At 63.7% G+C, this 21,599-nt stretch carries 18 protein-coding genes; 8 read left to right on the top strand and 10 right to left on the bottom strand.

Going from position 1 to position 21,599, the window contains the following annotated elements:
• Nucleotides 1-87: 87 nt before the first annotated feature.
• The 3 genes from FDP28_RS05865 to mtrA are packed head-to-tail and all read right to left on the bottom strand — an operon-like array spanning nucleotide 88 to nucleotide 4,425.
• The gene (locus FDP28_RS05865) at nucleotides 88-1,806 is read right to left on the bottom strand and encodes an LpqB family beta-propeller domain-containing protein (protein ID WP_144659785.1); all 1,719 of its coding nucleotides are present in this window, start codon (nucleotides 1,804-1,806) and stop codon (nucleotides 88-90) included.
• Complete coding sequence (mtrB, locus tag FDP28_RS05860; RefSeq protein WP_144659784.1) at nucleotides 1,803-3,779, bottom strand: MtrAB system histidine kinase MtrB; 1,977 nt, start codon at nucleotides 3,777-3,779, stop codon at nucleotides 1,803-1,805. Before mtrB ends, FDP28_RS05865 begins: the two co-directional genes overlap by 4 nt.
• Complete coding sequence (mtrA, locus tag FDP28_RS05855) at nucleotides 3,751-4,425, bottom strand: MtrAB system response regulator MtrA (RefSeq protein ID WP_144649950.1); 675 nt, start codon at nucleotides 4,423-4,425, stop codon at nucleotides 3,751-3,753. The genes mtrB and mtrA overlap by 29 nt, the downstream gene beginning before the upstream one ends.
• Nucleotides 4,426-4,647: 222 nt before the next feature.
• Between mtrA and FDP28_RS05850 the strand changes: the two genes are divergently transcribed.
• The 6 genes from FDP28_RS05850 to FDP28_RS05825 are packed head-to-tail and all read left to right on the top strand — an operon-like array spanning nucleotide 4,648 to nucleotide 10,961.
• Nucleotides 4,648-5,922, top strand: a complete 1,275-nt coding sequence (locus FDP28_RS05850; RefSeq protein WP_260842352.1) for a DUF7847 domain-containing protein — start codon at nucleotides 4,648-4,650, stop codon at nucleotides 5,920-5,922.
• On the top strand, nucleotides 5,919-6,611 hold the full coding sequence (locus FDP28_RS05845) for a DUF4129 domain-containing protein (RefSeq protein WP_144659783.1): 693 nt from the start codon (nucleotides 5,919-5,921) through the stop codon (nucleotides 6,609-6,611). Before FDP28_RS05850 ends, FDP28_RS05845 begins: the two co-directional genes overlap by 4 nt.
• The gene (locus FDP28_RS05840) at nucleotides 6,608-7,807 is read left to right on the top strand and encodes a DUF4350 domain-containing protein (RefSeq protein ID WP_260842351.1); all 1,200 of its coding nucleotides are present in this window, start codon (nucleotides 6,608-6,610) and stop codon (nucleotides 7,805-7,807) included. Before FDP28_RS05845 ends, FDP28_RS05840 begins: the two co-directional genes overlap by 4 nt.
• Entirely contained in the window at nucleotides 7,804-8,895 is a 1,092-nt protein-coding gene (locus FDP28_RS05835) for an AAA family ATPase (protein ID WP_144659782.1), read from the top strand. The genes FDP28_RS05840 and FDP28_RS05835 overlap by 4 nt, the downstream gene beginning before the upstream one ends.
• Nucleotides 8,896-8,924: 29 nt before the next feature.
• The gene (locus FDP28_RS05830) at nucleotides 8,925-10,217 is read left to right on the top strand and encodes a DUF58 domain-containing protein (RefSeq protein ID WP_144659781.1); all 1,293 of its coding nucleotides are present in this window, start codon (nucleotides 8,925-8,927) and stop codon (nucleotides 10,215-10,217) included.
• Between the two features lie 24 nt (nucleotides 10,218-10,241).
• Entirely contained in the window at nucleotides 10,242-10,961 is a 720-nt protein-coding gene (locus FDP28_RS05825; protein ID WP_144659780.1) for a DUF4166 domain-containing protein, read from the top strand.
• A 39-nt stretch (nucleotides 10,962-11,000) separates the two neighbouring features.
• Here the strand turns inward: FDP28_RS05825 and FDP28_RS05820 are convergent, their stop codons facing one another.
• Together FDP28_RS05820 and FDP28_RS05815 are read right to left on the bottom strand one after the other, a co-directional pair.
• A complete protein-coding gene (locus FDP28_RS05820; protein ID WP_144659779.1) occupies nucleotides 11,001-12,035 on the bottom strand; it encodes a uroporphyrinogen decarboxylase/cobalamine-independent methonine synthase family protein in 1,035 nt (344 codons plus the stop codon).
• A 3-nt stretch (nucleotides 12,036-12,038) separates the two neighbouring features.
• The gene (locus tag FDP28_RS05815) at nucleotides 12,039-12,428 is read right to left on the bottom strand and encodes a chorismate mutase (protein WP_144659778.1); all 390 of its coding nucleotides are present in this window, start codon (nucleotides 12,426-12,428) and stop codon (nucleotides 12,039-12,041) included.
• A 92-nt stretch (nucleotides 12,429-12,520) separates the two neighbouring features.
• Here FDP28_RS05815 and FDP28_RS05810 point away from each other — a divergent pair, with 92 nt between their 5' ends.
• Nucleotides 12,521-13,177 carry an NADPH-dependent F420 reductase gene (locus FDP28_RS05810; protein ID WP_144659777.1) on the top strand — a complete coding sequence of 219 codons (657 nt, stop codon included), beginning with the start codon at nucleotides 12,521-12,523 and terminating at the stop codon, nucleotides 13,175-13,177.
• A 66-nt stretch (nucleotides 13,178-13,243) separates the two neighbouring features.
• Here FDP28_RS05810 and FDP28_RS05805 read toward each other — a convergent pair whose 3' ends face one another.
• The 4 genes from FDP28_RS05805 to FDP28_RS05790 form a co-directional block, all read right to left on the bottom strand.
• Nucleotides 13,244-14,950: an ABC transporter ATP-binding protein gene (locus FDP28_RS05805; protein ID WP_144659776.1), complete on the bottom strand. Its 1,707-nt coding sequence runs from the start codon at nucleotides 14,948-14,950 to the stop codon at nucleotides 13,244-13,246.
• Nucleotides 14,947-15,954, bottom strand: a complete 1,008-nt coding sequence (locus FDP28_RS05800; RefSeq protein ID WP_144659775.1) for an ABC transporter permease — start codon at nucleotides 15,952-15,954, stop codon at nucleotides 14,947-14,949. Before FDP28_RS05800 ends, FDP28_RS05805 begins: the two co-directional genes overlap by 4 nt.
• A 2-nt stretch (nucleotides 15,955-15,956) precedes the next feature.
• Entirely contained in the window at nucleotides 15,957-17,048 is a 1,092-nt protein-coding gene (locus tag FDP28_RS05795) for an ABC transporter permease (protein ID WP_144659774.1), read from the bottom strand.
• 141 nt (nucleotides 17,049-17,189) lie between these two features.
• Nucleotides 17,190-18,818, bottom strand: a complete 1,629-nt coding sequence (locus tag FDP28_RS05790; RefSeq protein WP_144659773.1) for an ABC transporter substrate-binding protein — start codon at nucleotides 18,816-18,818, stop codon at nucleotides 17,190-17,192.
• Nucleotides 18,819-19,064: 246 nt separating this feature from the next.
• Between FDP28_RS05790 and FDP28_RS05785 the strand changes: the two genes are divergently transcribed.
• Entirely contained in the window at nucleotides 19,065-19,892 is an 828-nt protein-coding gene (locus FDP28_RS05785) for a caspase family protein (protein WP_144659772.1), read from the top strand.
• 10 nt (nucleotides 19,893-19,902) lie between these two features.
• Here FDP28_RS05785 and FDP28_RS05780 read toward each other — a convergent pair whose 3' ends face one another.
• Entirely contained in the window at nucleotides 19,903-21,528 is a 1,626-nt protein-coding gene (locus tag FDP28_RS05780) for a gluzincin family metallopeptidase (protein WP_144659771.1), read from the bottom strand.
• Between the last annotated feature and the right edge of the window lie 71 nt (nucleotides 21,529-21,599).

Here is a 21,599-nt window from a genome sequence, read left to right as displayed (position 1 = left end):
AAACCCTCACCGCGTCCTATGTGGACATCCCGTCATCACCACCGTGTCTGGCGCAATGGCCGCGACGTAGCCTGCCGGGGAGCAGTGTCAGCCAGGGAAAGCCGGTTCCGTGGGGCCTTTAAGTTGCAGCTCCCAACCGTTTCCCACGCGCTGGAAGACTCCGGCCTCGGACTGCCCATAAATCTGCTCCGGCCCATTTCCGGCGCTGATGCTGGTCAGGCCATCCCACGGCGCGAGCTGCTGGGCTTCGCCCGAGGCCAGGGACAACAACTCAGGAACCACCGTGGATGTTGCCGAACCGGCCATCACCGCCACCGTGGACGCGTTAACCCAAACTCCCTGGTTCGCCGCTCCTGTGGTCAGCAGGGTGATGGGAGCGGTGAGATCCTTGGGCACACCATCGGGATTACGGACGATGCCTGTGATCTGAACCGTGGATTTTCCGGCGGATTCGGAAATGACCAACGCCCTGGTCCCTTCCCTGGAGACCCTGAAGTCCTTCACGGTACGACCCGAGAGCCAGGACGGGGTGATGGTGACGTTGGGAATGGTTGTTCCGGGCGCGATACCCGTCGGTTTGTAGGCCACCACCTCGGCCGCACCATTAGCCCCGGGACCAGCTGTCCAGACCCAGTCCTGCGGACTGAAGGACGGACCAGTGAGGGTGCTCCTGGTGGTCAGTTGACGGGCGGCCTGTCCCGGCTCGATCGAGTAGAGGGTGGTCTTGTCGCCGTTCAGGAAGGCAGCCGTTTGGGAAGCAGGTGACTCAGCAGGCGAATGCGGCCCAAGCCCGGCGACCGACTGGATGTCAGGCAGGGGCGTGATCCGGTTGTTTTCATAGCGGACCAATTCACCGTTGTTCACTGCGATCTGATGGGCAGGGACTGTCTTGTCCACAACAGGTGGCAGGACTGTTCCGTTGTCCTCCACCCGGACCAGGTCCTGGTCTGCCCGCAGTTGCACGTTGATGACATCCGGCTGGCTCCGGAAGGTCAGTGCCAGCTGGTTCTGCATTCTTTGCCTGTCCTCGGCGGATGCATCAAACAATTCCTTGGCCGACAGATCCACCTGGGCTGCGCCGGAGACTACCGGCACCGATTCGCGGGCGAGCTTCATGCCTGAAGGGAAGGCACTGACAACCGCGCCACGGAGGTAGGGGGCAGGGCCGGCAAGGAGGGCACTGGTCATGGATTTGACCGTATTTTTCTTGATGAACCAGCGGTAATCGGGCACGGCGAAAGTGAAAGTCGGGTCGTAGAAGTAGATGGGGAAAGCCCCGTAGATTACTTTGAAGGTTTCTTCGGGAATGGCCGTCCCGTCCGGGACTTTGGAAATCCGCCATTCCCCTTCCACCTGTTCAAGCGTCAGCGGGATGGTCTCCTTGGTGCCCGGCGGATACTGGGTTGCTACGCCGTCGGCATCCACGGAGTAGGCGAGGTCGAGAAGGTAAAGGTACTCATTTTCCACGGATGACTTCACCACCTCCGCCGAGCGGAAAACGAGTGCCCGCTTATCCGGCTTCCACGTAACCGACTGCGCTTGCGTCAAGTACTGGCGCGCCACAGGATAGTCGTCCTCGTAGCCGCTGCCGGCCATGTAGAAATCTTCAATGATCGACTCCGGGCTGGACCCTGCCCGGGGTGCGGCTGGAAAGAACACCGGCGCGTTGGGGTTCCCTGCGCCTTCGTCCTTGCTCTTGCCCACCGGGCCGGAACGGGGAATCTGTGCACATGAGGAGAGGAGGAGCATGAGCACCGCGAGCAGTGCCACGATCGCCCTCCGCTGCCGGGGTCCAGGCTTGGTCATGGCTTATCCCCCGCTTCTTCGTCCATTGCAGTGCCTTCATCGTTCGTGCGCTCGGAACCGGGCAGGGCGCTCGCTGTTTCCGTGCCGAGGACCAATACCTGGCGCTCGCTGGCCGAGCCGGGAAATTCTATGTCTGCAGGTTCTAGCTGAAGCGGGGACTTTGCGATGGTCTCTCCCTGGCGAAGGGGCAGGGTCAACCTGAAGTTGGACCCTGAGCCCTTGCGGCCCCAGGCCTGAAGCCAGCCGTTGTGGAGTTTGGTGTCCTCTGCCGCGATGGACAAGCCGAGACCGCTGCCACCGGTGGTCCGTGCCCGGGCAGGGTCCGCGCGCCAGAAACGGTCGAACACGCGGGCGGCTTCGGCCTGGCTCATCCCGATGCCGTGGTCCCTGACGGAGACAGCGACGGCGTCGTCGTTGGCCGCGACGGAGATATGCACGGGCTTGCCCTCGCCGTGTTCAAGGGCGTTGAGCAACAGATTGCGGAGGATCCGTTCGATCCTCCTCGAATCCATCTCGACGACGATGCTCTTTTGCCTGGCATTGAGGCGGACTTCGGATCCATACTCCGCGGCCACGGGTGCCGCGCCTTCCACGACCTGTGCCACCACCTGGAAGATGTCCTGCGGTTCGGCGTCAAGGACGGCGGCACCGGCGTCGAAGCGCGAAATCTCCAACAGGTCCGACAACAAGGACTGGAAACGCTCAACCTGGTAGTAGAGCAGCTCGGCCGATCTCTTGTTCATGGGATCGAATTCATCACGCGCGTCGAACAGAACTTCAGCCGCCATCCTCACGGTGGTCAGCGGGGTACGCAGTTCGTGGGACACGTCGGAAACGAACCTTTGCTGCATCTGCGACAACGTGGCCAACTGGGTGATCTGTTCCTGGAGGCTTGCGGCCATGTGGTTGAAGGACGCCCCCAACCTGGCGACCTCGTCTTCACCCTTGACCACCATCCGTTCCTGCAACTGCCCGGCGGCCAGCTTCTCGGACACGACGGCGGCATGGCTCACCGGACTGACGACGTTCCGGGTCACGTACCAGGCAATCGCACCGATCATCAGGACGAGAGCCGCCCCGCCGGCCCACAAGACGTTCTGGATCTCGTCCAACGTCTGCTGCGCGGTGTTGAGGTCGTAAATCAGGTACAGCTCATAGACAGTGCCGTTGAAGGTCACTTTGTTTCCCACCGCGATCCCGGGGCGGTCCTCGTTGCCCACGGGGAATTGGGTGGGAGCCCAGAATTGCTGCTTGCCGCCTTCTTGAACGGCTTTGCGGAGATCCGGAGGAATCACCCGGATGGTCAACTGGTCCGAGGCCCTCGACTCCACCCACCTGTTGCGGGGCTTGGTCTGTTCCGGCGCGGCTTCGAAGACATATCTTCGCTGGATGACCGAGCCACGGCCCTCCACCGCCGTCAAAGTGTCGTACACGAGGGTGATGACGCTGGACTGGTCGGTGACCTGCGCGCCGTCGAACGTGTCCTGGACCTGTTTGACGTTGTACCTCGACTCGGACTCCGCCTGGGCGAGCCGTTCCTGGAACAGGTTGTTGGCAATCTGGTTGGACAGGTAAGCGCCAACAATGGCAAACGATGTCACCGCAAGGAGCAGGGTGGTCAGGACGGTGCGGAATTCAAGGGACCGCCGCCAGCGGCGAAGGATCGAACGCCACAGGAAGCGCAAGCCTGGCCTGATCTGGCGCACGCCGATGGAAATAAGCCGGGAGACCCGAAGAATCAGGATCAGCCCACGCCGGGTCCAGATCCGGGCACGCGTGAGGAACCACCGCAGGTCACGGGCTTTACGCGGCGGCGGAGCTTCGGCGGTGTCGGACTGGGCGGGCGCGCCGGACTGTCCAGCGGTGTCGGTGCCGACGCCGTCCGTCCCGGTACCTACTGGCCCCGTGCTGCTGCCCTGCTTGCCGGCTTCTCCGGCCGGAGACTCAGGAACCTGCTTTATATCCGACACCACGCACCGTCAAAACGACCTCGGGCGCCTCAGGATCGCGTTCAATCTTGGAGCGCAGACGCTGGACGTGCACATTGACCAGACGCGTGTCAGCGGCGTGCCGGTATCCCCACACCTGTTCAAGGAGCAATTCGCGGGTGAAAACCTGCCACGGCTTGCGTGCCAAGGCCACCAAGAGGTCGAACTCGAGGGGGGTCAGCGAGATACGCTCGCCGCCGCGGGTCACCAGGTGGCCGGCGACGTCAATGGTCACATCCGCGATCCGCAGGGTTTCGGGGGCCTTCTGTTCGCCCGGGCGGAGCCGCGCCCGGACACGGGCAACGAGTTCGGCTGGTTTGAAAGGCTTGGGCACGTAGTCATCCGCGCCGGACTCCAGTCCCCTGACAACGTCCGAGGTATCCGACTTCGCGGTGAGCATGACGATGGGGACATCCGATTCCCCCCGGATCTGGCGGCATACCTCAATACCGTCGGAGCCGGGCAACATGAGGTCCAGAAGCACCAGGTCCGGCTTGGACGAGCGGAACACCTCAAGAGCTTGGCCGCCATCTGCGCAGAACACCGGCTCGAAGCCATCATTGCGCAGGACGATGCCAATCATCTCTGCGAGTGCTTCGTCGTCGTCAACTACCAGAATGCGTGCCTTCATAGTTATATATTCCCTTATCACCAAGTCTTTGTCCTGCTGGGCGCCGCGCACGGCATGGCGCACCCAAGGGGCAATTCCACCGTACTGCACTTCACTTCACGCGCCCGCGAACTCCGGCCGTGCGGCGGGCTATGAGGGACGACGGCGGGACTATAGGCTGGGTGCGAAGGTCCGCATGGGGGACGTCGAATGTCGACGGACAGGACCTCATGGGGAGGAAACGTGTCACAGCCTGAGCACGGCCAGCATCGGCCACCCGGCGGCCAACCGTCGTGGGGAAACCAGCCGCAGTGGGGCGGCCAACCGGCCCGGGGAAACCAGCCACAGTGGGGCGGGCCCTCGGCATGGCCACCTCCGCAGGGACCCGCGCAGGGCCCGCAAGCCCAGCCAGCGTCCGGATGGCCGGCAGGTGGGCCCGGATGGCCGTCAGGTGCCCCGGGATGGCCGCCAGGTGGACCTTACGGCCAGCCCCAGTACATCGCTCCTCCCAAGCCCGGAGTCATCCCCTTGCGGCCGTTGCAGTTCGGCGAAATCCTGGACGGCTCCTTCCAGACCATTCGCCGCAACGCAGCGTCGATGTTTGGCTCTGCCTTGATCGTGCAGGCGCTGGGAGCAGCGATCATCGGCGTCATCACGTTCCTGATGTTCCAAATGACGGTCACGTTTGAATCCGTTGAATCCAGGGCGGAATTCGACCAAGCGATGGGTCCTTTCATCGCTTTGGCCGCGGGAGCGATGGGCGCCTCCGTCCTGATCGGCCTCCTGGGTTCCGTGCTTCAGGGTGTGTTGGCAGTCCCTGTAGCGCGTTCGGTCCTCAACCGGCGGACCGGTTTCAAGCAGATGTGGAGGCTCGCAGGGAGAAGGATCCTGCCGCTGTTGGGCGTTGCAGGGTTGCTGACCTTCGGCGGGCTGCTTGCCGTGGCCGCTGTAGTGGGCATCGCCGTGTTGTTGATTACTGCCATGGGACCCGGTGCCGTGCTGATCGTGCTTCCCCTGGGCCTCGGATCAGTGGTTGTCTTCGTTTGGATCGGCCTGAAACTCATGCTCGCACCCGCGGTCATCGTCGTCGAACACACGGGCGTTTATGACGGACTCCTCCGTTCGTGGCGACTGACCCGGAACAACTGGTGGCGCATCTTCGGTATCACCCTCGTCGTGGCCATCATGCTGGGGATCATTGCCCAGATTGTGCAGATTCCGGCGTCCCTGGCCATCGGTTTCATTGGCGGGACCGTGTCCCCCCATCCTGATGAGCAAAGCACTGCGTCCATTCTGATGATCAGCACGATCGTTTCCACCGCAATACAAGCGCTGGTGGGGTCTGTGACATTCGCCTTCCAGTCATCGGTCTCCGCACTGATCTACATGGACCTGCGCATGCGCCGCGAGGGCCTGGATGTCGAACTGATGCGGATGGCCGAAACGGGTGCCAACCCGGACGGGGTACCGGGTGGCCCTTCGGTCCAGCCGGGCACCGCCGCCTGGCCGCCGGCATGACGGCAATCCGCGCCGACGTCATCGGTCCCTTGCATTCACTGGAACCGCCCGTGACTCCGGACCGTGAGGAAGCCCGGCGATGGGCCATCGAGGAACTCTCGAAGCCCCAGTATCCTGACGCCACACCCGGATGGCTGGAGCAGCTGTGGCGGGATTTCCTTGACTGGTTGTCCTCGCTGGAAGGAGACGGCACAAGCGCCGACACCAACTTCGCCCTTCCCCTGATAGTCATCCTGGCCGTTGCACTCATCGTCGTGGCCGTTGTCGTGGTCCGGCCCCGCCTGAACGCACGCCGGGCATCGCGGCAGGAGGACATCTACGGCGCCGACAGCACCATGAATGCCGACGACTACCGGACGCGCGCGTCAGCAGCTGCCGACGACGGCGACTGGGCGGCCGCCGTCGTCGACCACTTCCGCGCGGTGGTCCGGTCGGCTGAAGAGCGCGACATCATCGCTGTCCGCGCCGGCAGGACCGCCGACGAAGCGGCGGCACAACTGGGGCAGGTGTTCGGCGCAGCGCAGCAGCGCCTGATCGATGCTGCGCGCCTCTTCGACGCCGTGCGTTACGGGGAACAAAACGCGACGCGCCCAGACTACGCGTCCCTGCGCGACCTCGATGCCGGGCTGCTGGGGATGAAGCCTGACTTCACCGGGTCCGTCGACGCGGGATTCGCGGTGCCGCGATGACGATGACTGCCAACGAGGCTCCCCTTTCCTTGGAGTCGGACCAGGCCGGGGGATCCACCGGGCCGGGTTTCTCCAACTGGTTCCGGAAGCACCTCACCTGGATAGCTCTCGGAGCCGTGCTAGTGGCTTTGGTGACCTATCTTGCCGTGACCAATATGTCCGGAACCGCGGATCCCCGGACCTTATCCGCGCGGAACCCGGCCCCGGATGGGGCCATGGCTGCGGCGGAAATCCTGGGACGGCACGGAGTGAACCTGACCGCGACGGATTCCTTTGACCAGACCATGTCAGCGTTGGCGGACAACGACCGGGCCACGGTCCTGCTCTACGATCCCCGCGGATACCTGGACCGGTCCCGAGTAGAGGACCTCGCTGCCGCCGCCGACCACGTAGTGGTGGTCAAGCCCCGGCTGAAGACCCTCAACGGACTCGGACCCGGTTTCAAGCCCGGTGGAGTTATTCCGGGAGACCAGACCGTCGTCGAGGCTGCCTGTTCCGTGGAGGATCCGATGGCAGCAGGGCCCATCTCGGCGCAAGGGTCCGTCTTTTCGGGGCCCCAGGTCTGCTACTCCGGCCCCGCCGAGAGGACTGGTTTGTATGCAGCCTCGGCCGACGGCCGGATCATCGTTCTCGGGAGCACGGACATCCTGGACAACGAGCACCTTGCCCTGCAGGGGAACGCCGCCTTGGCTCTGCGGACCCTGGGGAACAACCCGGAGCTGCTCTGGTACCTGCCCGGGGTCAAGGACGTTGCCGCAACGGACAAGGCTCCAACGCTCAGCGAACTGGCCCCGGCATGGTTGGCGTACGCCGGGCCATGGCTGGGCGCGGTGACGCTGCTTGCGATCCTCTGGCGCGGACGCCGCATGGGACCGTTGGTCTTCGAACCTCTCCCCGTTGTGGTCAAGGCGGCTGAGACGGCTGAGGGACGGGCCAGGCTGTACCAGGACGCACGGGCCGTCAACCGGGCAGCCGACAACTTGAGGGCAGGTACCCTGAGCCGCCTGGCCCGCCACTTCAACCTCGGAGCGGACGCCACCGCGGATGCCGTGGTGGACGCGGCCGCCCGGCGCCTGGAACGCACGGGCCCTGAAGTGCGGTCCGTCCTGGTCGACTTCATGCCGGGGACCGAAGGACAACTGGTGCAATGGGCACAAGAACTTGAACGAATGGAAGAGGAGGCGAAGAACCGATGAGCAGCCAGCCGAACAGCTACACGGACAGCAACAGCCAGTACACGGGTGGAGCGATGCCAATCCCACAAAACCAGCCGGAACAACACCCCCAACAGCACAGCGCGGCGGCCGGCGCCGACACCGGCTACCGGCGTGCCGAGGACCCGGCACGACAGTCGCTCCTGAACGTCCGTGCCGAAGTAGGCAAGGCTGTGGTTGGCCAGGATCCTACGGTGACGGGGATGCTGATCGCCCTGCTCTGTGGCGGGCATGTCCTCCTGGAAGGCGTCCCGGGTGTGGCCAAGACCCTCCTGGTGAGGGCCTTGTCCACGGCCCTGAGCTTGGATACCAAGCGGGTGCAGTTCACACCGGACCTGATGCCCGGCGACGTCACCGGGTCACTGGTCTATGACTCCCACTCATCCGAATTCACGTTCCGCGAAGGCCCCGTCTTCACCAACATCATGTTGGCGGACGAAATCAACCGGACACCTCCAAAGACCCAGGCCTCCCTGCTGGAAGCCATGGAAGAGCGGCAGGTTTCCGTGGACGGTGTTTCGCGTCCCCTGCCGGTTCCCTTCATCGTGGCGGCAACGCAGAACCCGGTGGAGTACGAAGGCACCTATCCCCTGCCCGAGGCACAGCTTGACCGGTTCCTCCTCAAACTGACCATGCCGCTACCTGGGCGCACAGAGGAGATCGAGGTCATCCGGCGCCACGCCAACGGATTCGATCCCAAGGATCTGGCAGCAGCCGGTGTTCGGCCTGTAGCGGGAGCCTCGGACCTCTCAACCGCACAGGCGGCTGTGGCACAGGTTGCCGTGGCTCCCGAACTGTTGGGATACATCGTCGACATCGTCCGGGCAACGCGGTCCGCACCGTCATTCCAGCTTGGCGTCTCCCCCCGTGGCGCCACCGCACTGCTCAACACGGCCAAGGCCTGGGCCTGGCTGTCCGGGAGGTCTTTCGTGACTCCTGATGACGTCAAGGCATTGTCGCTTCCGTGCCTCCGGCACAGGGTGGGCCTGCGGCCTGAAGCCCAGATGGACGGCATCCACGTGGACGACGTCCTCGGGAGCATCCTCGCTTCGGTTCCGGTGCCGCGGTGATCCCCTCCTGCCCGGTCGCGGGAGCCTGAATGGCCATCACGGGTCGCTTCGTAGTGCTTGCCCTTGCCGGGTTGGTACCACTGGTGGTGTTTCCGGTCTGGCTGACAGTCCTGCTGGTGTGTGTGGTCCTGCTGCTTGCCCTGGTCCTCGATCTTGTGCTGGCCGCATCTCCTGCAAAGCTCCTTGTCGAACGCCAACAACCGGGAAATGTCACTTTGTCGGGCACCGCGGAGTCCGTAGTTACGGTGAACAATGCCACTGGGCGGAAACTGACGGCCATCATCAGGGATGCGTGGCAGCCATCGGCCGGAGCCACCAATGCTGTTCAGCGGATGACCGTGCCGTCCGGCGAGCGCCGCCGGATGACGGTGACGCTGACACCCAGGAGGCGCGGCGACCTGCACAGCCCGCACATCACCATCCGGTCCTTGGGCCCCTTGGGATTGGCCGCCAGACAGCGAACACGGCCACTGCCTGGACAGCTGCGGGTTCTGCCTCCGTTTCATTCAAAAAGGCACCTTCCCTCCAAGCTCCGCAAGCTCAGGGAGCTGGATGGCAAGGCTGCGGTGCAAATCCGGGGTGCCGGCACCGAGTTCGACTCCTTGCGCGACTACGTCCGGGGCGATGACGTCCGGTCCATCGATTGGCGGGCGACGGCCCGCCGCACCTCCGTCGTCGTCCGGACCTGGCGCCCGGAACGCGACCGTCGCGTCGTCATCGTACTTGACACCTCCCGTACAGCGGCCGCCCGGATCGAGGACGAACCGCGGCTGGATACCGGAATCGAGGCAGCGTTGCTGCTCGCGGTGCTGGCCGAACGCGGCGGAGACCGCGTCGACTTCCTCGCCTACGACCGCCGGCTGCGTGCCCGGGTGGAATCGGCGTCGAGGGGCAACCTTCTGGGCCAGCTTGTCCAGGCGATGGCCCCCTTGGAGGCCGAACTCATTGAGCTGGACTGGCAGCAGATACCCGGGCAGGTCCGCTCCGTCTCGGCGCACCGCTCGCTGGTGGTGCTGTTGACAGCGCTCGACGGCGGCGCCCCGGAAGAGGGTCTCCTCCCCACGGTGGCGCAATTGTCCCGCCAGCACGTTGTTGTTGTGGTTGCGGTCCGCGATCCCCTGCTTGCGGCAATGAAGGCCGAACGGACCACTGCCAGCCAGGTCTTCCGGGCCGCCGCGGCTGAGCGCGCGCTCCTTGAACGTGCCGCAGTCACTGCCCAGCTCCGGCAGCTGCGAGCCGAAGTGGTGGACGCCGAGCCGCTGGAGGTTCCACCCCTGCTGGCTGATACCTATATCCGGCTCAAGGCAGCCGGCCGCCTCTAGTTCCCGCGTTCAGAAAGGATGTCCGTGAATATCCCCATTTACCAGCTGGCCCTCGGCGAAGACTTTGGCAAGCTGGCACCGGAGCTCCAGGACTACTTTTCCCTGGCAGCCGGTTCCGGGACCTATGGAATCGGTCAAGGAGTCTTCGATGTGGTGGGCTGCCGCCAGACATGGCTGCGGCCGTTGCTCGCCCTCACCGGGAGCGAAGAGGCTTTCTTTCCGGAATACGGCGAGGGAATCCCGTTCCGAATCGAAAACCACGCCCACGTCGATCCTTTTGGGCGCCCGGCGCTGACGGCCAGGCGGGAGATCTACTTCCCCGGCCGCACCCGGCTGTTCCACGACACCACCAGCGCCATCTTGCCATCAGAGGACAACTACGGTGGGCGGGCGCGGCTGGTGGACCATGTTGGCCGATACCGCCGCATGGTCACGGACCTCGATGTCAGCGTCACTGCCGAGGGCCGGCTTCGCGGTGTTTCGCAGGCAAGCCGCTTGTTCCTGGGCCCGCTGCGCATTCCCCTGCCGGCAGCACTGGATGCCAAGGCCTATGCCGAACAATGGTGGGACGCCGCTGAGGGCAAGCACCGCATCCAGGTCAAAGTAATCCAGCCTCAGATCGGACTGGTGCTGGTCTATGCCGGGCGTTTCGACTACCGGCTGGCATCATATTTGCCGGGAGTCGCACCGGGCACAGCACTTCCGCGCTATGCCGAACCGGACCGCTGGGAACAGCGGATCTAGCGCTCTTTCCTTGGCGCCGCGGCGGTTGGGACGTCCTTGCTAGCCCTGCGCCAATTGGTCCAGGCCGTCGGCGACGTGGGTCAGTTTTGTCAGCACGGCCCTTGCCGCTGCAGGGGTAAAGCCCTCAAGTCCGGTGGACGGGGTGACCCGGAGCCTTGAGAGGCCGGACGCCTGGAGGCCGAGCTGGTGCCATGGCTTCCAGATGCTTTCCACTATCGCAGCGGTCCTGGGAAGCACGGCCCCCGGATCCTCGGTGGGCAAAGCACCGGCCCACAGCCGCTTGCCGCTCTCCACGGCACCGGCCAGCTGCTCCCACTGACGGGTGGTCAGCGCCCTGAGCGGCACCGCGACGCCATCGGCACCGGCGGCGAGGATGCGATCGATCGGGGCTTCGATTTCAGGGACGGAGATGATGGTTTCGACGGCGCCCGCGGCCTTCAGTGCGTCGATCACCAGCCGCCAGGCTCCCGTGACTTCCTCGCCCCGAACGGATCGAAGCGTCCGGTAACCGCTCGCCGTCGGAATGGTTCCTGCCATCACCGCAGCGATATCCGGCTCGTCCACCTGGACCACTATCCGTGCTTCGGGAACAGCGGCTGAAACCTTCCGAAGGTGTTCGGCCACGCCCGCAGCCAATGACTCCGCAATGTCCCGCCTGGCCCCATAGTCAAGCAGGGCACGTTCACCGTTGTGCAGGTGAAGGCTTGCGGCGAGGGTCAACGGTCCCATCAGCTGGAGTTTGAGCTCAGTCGCAGACACGTCTTCGGCACCGGCGACATCGGCCAGGATGTTGATGTCCGTGGCCAGGGCCGAAGCCGCACGGCGCGAATCCTTGCCCGGCCGGTCCACCAAGCGCCAACCGTAGGGCTGCACGTCGATGTCGAGATCCACCAACAGCGAACCCGTTCGGCCCGCGGCGTCCGAACCCACTCCACGGGCCGGCAGCTCCGGGAGGAAAGGAAGGTGGGGATCCCCCAGCTCGCCCCGGATCGTCCGGATGGCCTCGGCGGGATCAGAGCCCGGCCATGGCCCCAAAGCAGTCGCGCTTGCGCGCAGCTCACTGACCAAGGACATGGATCAGGCCTGCTGGCTGGAGATCTGGTGATCCTCGGCGATTGCCTCATGGTGGCGGATCACTTCACTGATGATGAAGTTCAGGAATTTCTCGGCGAAGGCTGGATCCAGGTGGGCGTCCTCCGCAAGGCGGCGAAGCCGGGCAATTTGCGCAGCCTCGCGGCCGGGATCCCCTGCCGGCAGTTTGTGGGTTGCCTTGAGCACGCCCACTTTCTGGGTGGCCTTGAAACGCTCCGCAAGCAGGAACACGAGAGTCGCATCAATGTTGTCGATGCTGGACCGGATGGACAACAGCTCATCCATGACTGTGCGGTCGACCTGGCCGGCCAGGGAGCTGGCGGCCGGGTTGAAGGAATCGGCATCATGGGGAAAGGCGTTGTTCTGCTCGGTCATGCATCCCAGTCTATTGGGTGGGGCGCAGTGTTTTCCGCGAATGAAGCGGTGCACAATGGCAGCATCATTGCAGTCCCGGCGAAGGAGCTTTCATGAAAATAGCGGTTCTCGGCACAGGTATGGTGGGACATGCCTTGGCGGGCAAGCTGGTATCACTGGGTCACGAAGTGACCATGGGTTCCCGGGAGTCCGGCAATCCGAAGGCAACCCAGTGGGCGGAAGAGGCAGGACCTCTCGGGCACGCCGGGTCCTTTGCCCAAGCATGCTCCGGAGCCAGCCTGATCATCAACGCCACTCCGGGTACCGTGAGCCTGGCTGTCCTCGCCGAGGCCGGCGAAGAGAACGTCAACGGCAAGGTCCTCCTGGATGTCTCCAATCCGCTGGATGGCTCGAGCGGTTTTCCCCCGTCCTTGGCGGTCTGCAATACGGACAGCATCGCCGAAACCATCCAGCGGACCTACCCTCAGGTTCATGTGGTGAAGTCGCTCAACACGGTGACCGCGCCGGTGATGGTGGATCCGGGCAGGCTCCCCGCCCCGCACGAGATGTTCATGGCAGGCAATGACGCCGAGGCCAAGTCCACTGTTTCGGCTGTGCTGCAGGAGTTCGGCTGGGAGCCGGCCCACATCAGGGACCTCGGCGGCCTCGATGCCGCCCGGGCCATGGAGATGTGGCTGCCGCTGTGGTTGCGGATTTTCATGCAGCAGCCCCAAGGAAAGCTGTTCAACATCGCCATCGTCTCCGAGTAACGCCCCGCGCGTGCAGGAAGGCACGTCCCCGGGTGGGAACGTGCCTTCCTGGTTGCGGCTGCGGACTTAGCTTCCCAGAAGCGATCGGTGCGCTTCCCGCCGTCGTGCTTGCTCTTCCGGATCCGGAACCGGCAAGGAGGCGATCAGCCGCTTGGTGTAGTCGTGCTGCGGCGAGCCCATTACCTGGTTGCCGATTCCTTGCTCCACCAGATGTCCCTTGTAGAGGACACCTACCCAGTGCGACAACATGTCCACCACCGCAAGGTCATGGCTGATGAACAGGGCCGCGAAGCCGAACTGCTCCTGGATGTCCTTGAACAGGTCCAGGACTTTGGCCTGCACCGACACATCGAGCGCGGACGTCGGTTCGTCGGCGATGAGCAACCGGGGATTCAGCGCCAAGGACCGTGCGAGGGAGGCGCGCTGACGCTGCCCGCCGGAGAGTTCGTGCGGGTAGCGCTGCGCGTACGACGCCGGCAACTGGACTGACTCGAGCAGCTCGCCAACCTTCTTGCGCGCCTCAGCCGCGCCAGGTTTGGTGTGGATCATCAGCGGCTCGGCGACGCACTCACCGATGGTCAGGTGCGGGTTGAAGGATGCTGCCGGATCCTGGAAAACGAAGCCAATCTCTTTACGCAGGGGCCGGAAAGAGCGTTCCTTGAAGTCGAGCATCTCGTAGCCCAGGACCTTGAGGCTTCCCCCGGTTGTCCGGTTCAAACCGGCAATGGCCCGTCCGATGGTGGACTTGCCGGAGCCCGATTCCCCAACCAGGCCAAAGACCTCGTTCTCCGAAATGGTGAAACTGACGTTGTCCACGGCTTTGAAACCGTGGCTGCCAAAGCGTCCCGGGTATTCGATGGTGAGGTTCTTGGCTTCCACCAACACTTTGCCGTCCTGGTGCAACCTGCCGCGGGCGCCTTCGGAGGCAGAGTGGCGGCCCAGGTGGGGCACTGCTGCGAGGAGCTTCTTTGTGTACTCCTGACGCGGCTCGGCGAACAGGACTTTGGCAGGGGCTTCTTCTACTACGTCGCCTTGGTACATCACTACGACGCGGTCCGCGAGGTCGGCCACCACGCCCATGTTGTGGGTGATGAGCACGATGGAGGTGCCGTAGTTATCCCTGAGGTCCCGCAGCAGCTGGAGGATCTCGGCCTGGACTGTGACGTCAAGGGCGGTGGTGGGCTCGTCGGCAACGATCAGGCCCGGATCCAAGGCGAGGGCGGCAGCAATCACCACGCGTTGTTTCTGCCCGCCGGAGAACTGGTGCGGGTAGTAGTTGACCCGGGTTTCGGGGTCGGGGATGCCCACTTTCCGGAGGGCCTCGGTGGCGCGTTGTTTTGCTTCCTTGGCGGAGATCCGCCCGCCATCGCTGGCGTGGGCCCTGATGCCTTCGGCAATCTGCCACCCTACGGTGAAAACGGGGTTCAATGCGGTGGACGGCTCCTGGAAGACCATTGCGACATCCCGGCCGCGGATGGCGCGCAACGTTGATTTGCTGACGCTGATCACGTTGTTTCCCTTGATCACCACGGCACCTGAGCTGATGGCTGTTTCCGGGAGCAGGCCGAGGATGGTCTTTGCCGTGACCGTCTTGCCGGAACCGGACTCCCCCACGATCGCAACTACCTCGCCTGGGTTCACCTCCAGGCTCACGTCCTTGACGGCGTGGACATCTCCGCCGTCCGTGGCGAAGGTGACCTGGAGCCGGTCGATGGTGAGGACCGGCTGCCCTGTGGGGGCCTGGTCCGAAACATGTCCAAGGTTGGTGGTCATGGCTTACCTGCCTCTGCCGGTGCGGCCGGCGTTCCTGGTGATGCCGGAGTGCCGGCGGCGCCGCCTGCACGCTTGCGTCCGCGGATCCGGGGGTCGTTAAGGTCATTGATGCTCTCGCCTACCAGCGTGAGACCCAGGACCGTGAGTACTATCGCGATACCGGGGAAGACGCCGGTCCACCAGATACCCGAGGAGGTGTCTGCCAGTGCCTTGTTGAGGTCGAATCCCCACTCCGCGGCAGAGGTGGGCTCGATGCCGAAGCCCAGGAAGCCCAGGCCTGCCAGGGTAAGGATCGCCTCAGAGGCATTGAGGGTGAACATAAGCGGCAGTGTCCGGGTGGCGTTCTTGAAAATGTGGCGGGCAATGATGCGCATGCTGGAGGCGCCAAGCACCTTGGCCGATTCAACGAACGGCTCTGCCTTGAGCCTGATCGTCTCCGCGCGGATCACCCGGAAGTACTGCGGCACGAAGACCACCGTGATGGAGAACGCACAGGCGAAGATACCGCCCCAGAAACTGGACTGCCCCCGGCTGATGACAATCGAGATGACGATCGCCAGGAGCAGGGTGGGGAAGGCATAGATGGCGTCCGCCACCACAACCAGGATCCGGTCGAGCCATCCGCCGAAGTATCCGCTGAGCAGGCCCAGGGCAACGCCGAGGAACAAAGACATCGCAACGGAGACCACAATGACGGTCACCGCGGTCTGGGAACCCCAGATAACCCGCGACAGGACGTCGTAGCCGCCGACGGTGGTGCCGAGCAGATGCTTGCCGCCGGGCGGTTCCTGTGTGGGGAAGGATCCTGAGGCGTCGCTGAGCTGGGAATAGCCGTAGGGTGCCAGCAATGGCGCAAAGATGCTCGTGAGGATGAACAGTCCGCTCAGGACGACGCCCACAATCAGCATGCCCCGCTGGAGGCCGACGCTTTTCCTCAGGTGTGAGATCACCGGGAGCCGGAAGAACAGCGGCTCCTTGGGCGCGGTGAGTGTTGGGGTGCTCATGGTCAGTACCTCACTCGGGGGTCGATGAGCGCGGCGATGATGTCCACGATGAAGTTGGTGACGGCCACGATGATGGCCAGCAGGACCACGATGCCCTGCACGGCGACGAAGTCGCGGGCGTTCAGGTACTGCACCATCTGGTAGCCGAGTCCCTTCCATTCGAAGGTTGTCTCGGTCAGCACAGCGCCACCGAGCATAAGCGCGATCTGCAGGCCCATGACCGTGATGACGGGGATGAGGGCCGGCTTGTAGGCGTGCTTTGTCACCAGCCGGAACTCGCTCACGCCCCGCGACCTGCCGGCCTCGACGTAGTCCTTGCCGAGGGTGCCGATGACGTTGGTCCGGACCAGGCGCAGGAACACACCTGCCGTGAGGAGGCCCAGGGTCGCTGCGGGGAGGATGGCATGGGAAACGATGTCGCCGAATGCGGTCATGTTGCCGCTGCGCAGGGCGTCCAGCCAGTAGATGCCCGACGGCGCTGCGAGGCTGCCCATGGCCAGTTCAGTCCGGGTGGACGCCCGGCCGGCGACAGGCAACCAACCCAGCCACGTGGAGAACGTGAGCTTCAGCAGGAGGCCGGAAAAGAACGGCGGGGTGGCGTAGCAGAGGATGGCGAAGAAACGCAGCGATGCATCCGCAGCCTTGTCGCGGCGGTAGGCGGCGATGAGGCCGAGCGGGATACCCACCATGAGGGCCACGACGACGGCGTTGAGGCTCAGTTCCAGGGTGGCCGCCCCGAAAGTGGTGAAGACCTCGGTCACAGGCCGCCGGTCCGTAATCGTGGTGCCGAAGTTGCCGGTGATCAGCTGGCCAAGATATTCGAAATACTGCACCAGCACCGGCCGGTCATAACCGGCGTCGTGAATTCTTTGGGCGAGGACGTCCGGGGGAAGCCGGCCGCCTTGTGCCGCCGTGATGGGGTCGCCGATGACCCTCATCAGGAAGAACACAAGCGTGACCAGGATGAAGACTGTGGGGATGATCAGGAAGAACCTGATCACGATGTACCTGCCGAGGCCTCCCCCGCCTTTGCTTTTGCTCTTGGGAGCAAGTATCCCGGGCTCAGCCTCGGGAACTTCTATAACTGTTGTCATTGTTACCTGTATTTCCTGCCCATGGATTGCGCGGGCTTGGCTGATGTGTGCCGGCCACGATGGTGGTCAGCAAGGGAGGCGGGACACTGGATCAGTGGCCCGCCTCCCCCATCGCAGAGTCCGTGGTTACGTGGACATCTGTTACTTGGACACTGTCCCGAGACGGAACTTGAAGGACGGGTCCAGCGTCTTGTCGACGCCGTTTACGCCGCTTCCGACGACGGCCACCTGGGCGCCCTGGAGCAGGGGCAAGGTGGAGATGTCCTTCGCCAGCGCGTTTTGGACGTCCTTGATCGCCGCTTCACGCTTGGTCTTGTCGGCTTCGGTCAGCTGCTTGGAGATGAGGTCGTTGACCGTCGGGTTGTTGTAGTGGTTCTTCAGGAAGCCGCCCTCGGGGAAGAACGGGGTGAGGTAGTTGTCGGCATCGCTGAAGTCCGGGAACCAACCGAACTGGAAGACCGGGTACTCGTCTGCACGGCTTGCCTTGCTGTAGGTAACCCATTCGGTGGACTGCAGGTTCACCGTGAAGAGGCCGGACTTTTCCAGCTGCTCTTTGATCATGGCGTACTCATCACCGGAAGATCCGCCGTAGTGGTCCGGGTTGTACTGGAGGTTCAGGGCAACCTTGTCCGTGATTCCGGCATCCGCGAGGACCTTCTTGGCCTTGTCGAGGCTTGGTTTGCCGGCGTCGCCGTAGGCATCCTTGAACGACTCGTTTGCGCCGAGGAAGCCGTTGGGGACGTTGGAGTACAGGGGCAGGTAGGTGCCCTTGTAGACCTGGTCCGCGATGGCCTGGCGGTCCACGAGGTTTGCTACGGCCTGGCGGACCGCAAGTGCCTTTGCCGGGTCAGCCCCCGCGGCCTTGGTTCCAAACGGCATGGTGTCAAAGTTGAAGGTGATGTAGCGGATCTCGCCACCGGGACCGGTCAGCACCTTGACTTTGGAGTCCTTGCGGAGGTCGTCGATGTCCGTGGCGCTCAGGCTGCGGAAGGCGACGTCGATGGCACCCTGCTGGATCTCAAGCTTCAGGTTGGTGGGGCTGGCGTAGTACTTGATGGTGGCGGCATCATTGGCAGGCTTTCCCAGGACGCCCTTGTAATCGGCGAAAGCCTTGAAGCTGATGAGCTCGTTCTTCTTGTAGCTGTCAATGGTGTACTGGCCGTAGAAGGCGTTCGCCTTGATGATCTCGTCATCGGAAAGGATCTTGTCTGCCGGGAAGACCTCGTCATCGACGATCGGGGCGGCAGGGCTGCTCAGGATCTGGCTGAAGGTTTGGTCATTGGCGTTCTTGAGCTTGAACACTACTGTGGTGGCATCGGGGGCGCTGACGCTCTCGATGTTCGTCAGCAGGGATGCCGGACCGGCGGGGTCGTTGATGGCTACCTGGCGGTCAAAGGAGAACTTCACGTCCTTGGAATCCAGGGTGTGGCCGTTGGCCCACTTGAGCCCCGACTTGAGCTTGACCGTGTATTCCGAAGGTGCCGTGAACGACGACGATTCGGCGAGGTCAGGTACCGGTTCCGCGCTGCCGGGCTTGGAGTTGAGCAGGAACGAGTAGATCTGGTTCATCACCATGAATGAACCGTTGTCGTAGGAACCTGCAGGGTCCAATGACGTGACCTTGTCGGTTGTGCCGTAGGCGATGGGGCCTGCGGCGGCCGGAGCGGATGAGGATCCGCCGCCGGAGGGGCCCGTGCATGCCGTTAAGGCGAGTGCGGAGATGCCCGCCAGCGCGATAACGCCGTGCAGGGCCTTCTTGTTCAGTGCCATCTGGTGAACCTTCTGTTCGATGGAATTAGTGCTCCGCCGTGGGATATTTGTGACGGAGCACACTCTTAGTGCCTCGATTCAACCAGACTTCGAAGCCCCCGAACCCCCAAATTCGTGATTTGAGACACAAAATTTACTTTCCAGTAGCTTCCTCCGGGAAGTACGGAGCATTGCCCGAAGGGTGTGTCAGGAATATGGTGTATCCCGGGTGCTCAACCACTGGAACACACGTCGAAAGTCAGGCTCATGGACAAGGCAGCCCTGTGTGTGGGGATCAACAAGTTCAAGTACCTTCCACAGTCCAGTTGGCTCCAAGGCTGCGTTAACGACGCCGAGGACCTGGCGGCCCTGCTCGGGGACAGCTACGGCTTCCCGGCATCGCAGATCACCGTGTTGAGGGATGCCAAGGCCACCAAGAAGGCAGTTCTGGCCGAGATCAACACTTTGGTGGACGCTGCTGTAGAGGGCACTGTCCAACAGCTCGTTTTCACGTTCTCAAGCCACGGCACGCAGATTCCCGACACCAGTGGGGACGAAGAAGACAGCCTCGATGAGGCGTTCGCCTGCTACGACATCAACAACGCCGGTGATGCCTGGGATGCCGGCACGGTCATTTCCGACGACGAACTGGCAGCGGTGTTCGCCCGGCTGCCCGATGGCGTCCTGATGGACGTGGTGCTTGATACTTGCCACAGCGGGACCGGTTTGAAGTCCCTGGACCTGATTCCCGGGCGCCGCCCGCGTTTCCTTCCGGCGCCAACGCCGCGTGCGGTCATGGCCCACGAGGACTTGGAAACACGAACATTGCGCGACCTCGTGAAAACGGCAAGGTTGTCGACTCCCGTCCTCATGGCGGCTTGCAGATCCGACCAAACCGCGGCCGATGCCCTGATGGATGGCCGGTACAACGGGGCGTTCACCTACAACCTGGTCAAGAACCTGCGCAGTGATGGAACCTTGGGCCGCGCCGATTTGCTCAAGCAGGTCAGCAAGGGACTCAAAGCCGGCGGCTTCGACCAGGTAGCGCAGCTGGAGGCGTCAAGGACTGCCCGCAAAGCTGCATGGGGAGCCTGAAAACCAGCGGCTAATCGCCGGTGCCGTGGAACTTGTCCCGCACCCCGGACGAGGCAGCTTCTTCGGCTTCGTGGTGTTCGTCCGAACCGAACAGCTGGCCCTGGCGGTCCCTGTCCATCACTGGCTTGAGCGCGGCGTAGACCAGGCGGCCACCGGCGTCGAACCTCAACAGTCCTCCCCCGCGGACGTCGATGTAGTCCCTCCCGGTCTTGACCCCGAGGCGCACATACGCTTCCCTTCGGCTCATCCGGACAGTCTGGATGAAGGAAGCCCCGATCTCGGAAATGATGAACCCGTCCGGCGAGACACGCTCGGAGGTGCGGACCCGGGTTGAGCTCAGTGGCGTGCGCCGCTCCAAGCGGGCCGCTTCCAGGAGCCGGGGGTTCTCCCAGACGAAGCGCTGCACTTCCTGGGGGTCGGATCCCAGCGCCGAGAGGCGGATGGGGTAGCGAAGGCCTTGGTAGAAGTCCACGCCGCTGATGTTGTTCAGGGAGACCCGGCGGATGCCGATGGCGGAAAACTCCTCCTGAAGTGCTTCGCGGTAGCCGTGGACGTCGTCGGGCACCATGTCGAGGTCGGCAGCGATGATGCCCCGCAGGAGGTCACGCCAGGAAACATCCACCGGCGGCATGTAGGACAGTCCGCGGATCACCATCCTGAGGATCCTGGTAGCCACGATCGAGCCCGATTCGGCCAGCTGCTGCAAACTGCGGCCTTCCCCGTAACGGGCGTTCCGTTCGGACCATAGGCGTTGGACCGAGCGGAGCACTGCACCTACCACCACGGCACCGCGCGCGTGGGGCTCAGGCAACACTTGCCATCCTGCGGGCACTGCCCCGACGAACGGTTCGCGCAGCGGCCCGCGGGCAAAGAGGTCCCGGGCGAAGTCGAAGAGGGAACGCATGAGGACGGAGTCATCGGTGGGCTGTGCTGGCCCCAACCCCTTGGCTGCGGCTTCGAGTTGGCGGTAGACGACGTCCTTGGAGGAGAACACGGAAAGGATTGCCACGATGTCGGCCAATGCCTCATGCATTGCCAGTTGTTCCATGGTGGCCATCTGGTCGGCCCACGCCGGCCGGTATCCATCCAGGATCGCGTGGGTCACCTCATGGGCAACGATGTCACGGTACAAGGCCGTGGGAACCTTGTACCCCATGCGGTCCACCGAACCGAAGCGGATGATGTTGGTTCCGCGCTCGTAGCCGGTATCGGTGGCCGTCACGAGGTCGCGGGCTTTGAGCACCACCCGCCCCTCGGGATTCCACGGCATGCGCCTGCCGAGCGTGGATTCAAAGATGTCCAAGGTGTTCATGGCCACGCCGTAAACGTGCTGGGCCAGGAAACGGGTGTCGTCCAGGAGTTCGCGCAAGCCCGCTGGCGGAGGTTCGGAAATCAACCGCCAGGGATCGCCCTGCTGCGTCAGGGTTACCGGCGAGACAGTGGTCCCCCGCCATTTCCGGATGTGGATCGCATAGCGGTGGCCGGTGGGACCGCGCCGCAACCGTTCAACGGGAATGCGGACCTGCGCGGTCAGGGGTGGCCCACCGCCTGCGCCGATTGGACCCTCGGCGAGGATCGTCACCGAGACCATCTGCCCGGCTTTGATATCTCCCGGGCCCTTCTTTGGAAATGCCACAGTCATCGCCACCCCGAGTGCGGACCCCACACACCGCAGCGGAAGCGCTGCTTAGCCCAGTATGGAGGTGG

This window comes from Paenarthrobacter nicotinovorans, from assembly GCF_007670255.1.
GTDB classification, from domain to species: Bacteria; Actinomycetota; Actinomycetes; order Actinomycetales; family Micrococcaceae; genus Arthrobacter; species Arthrobacter nicotinovorans_B.
This window is presented reverse-complemented; position numbering and strand designations above follow the sequence as displayed.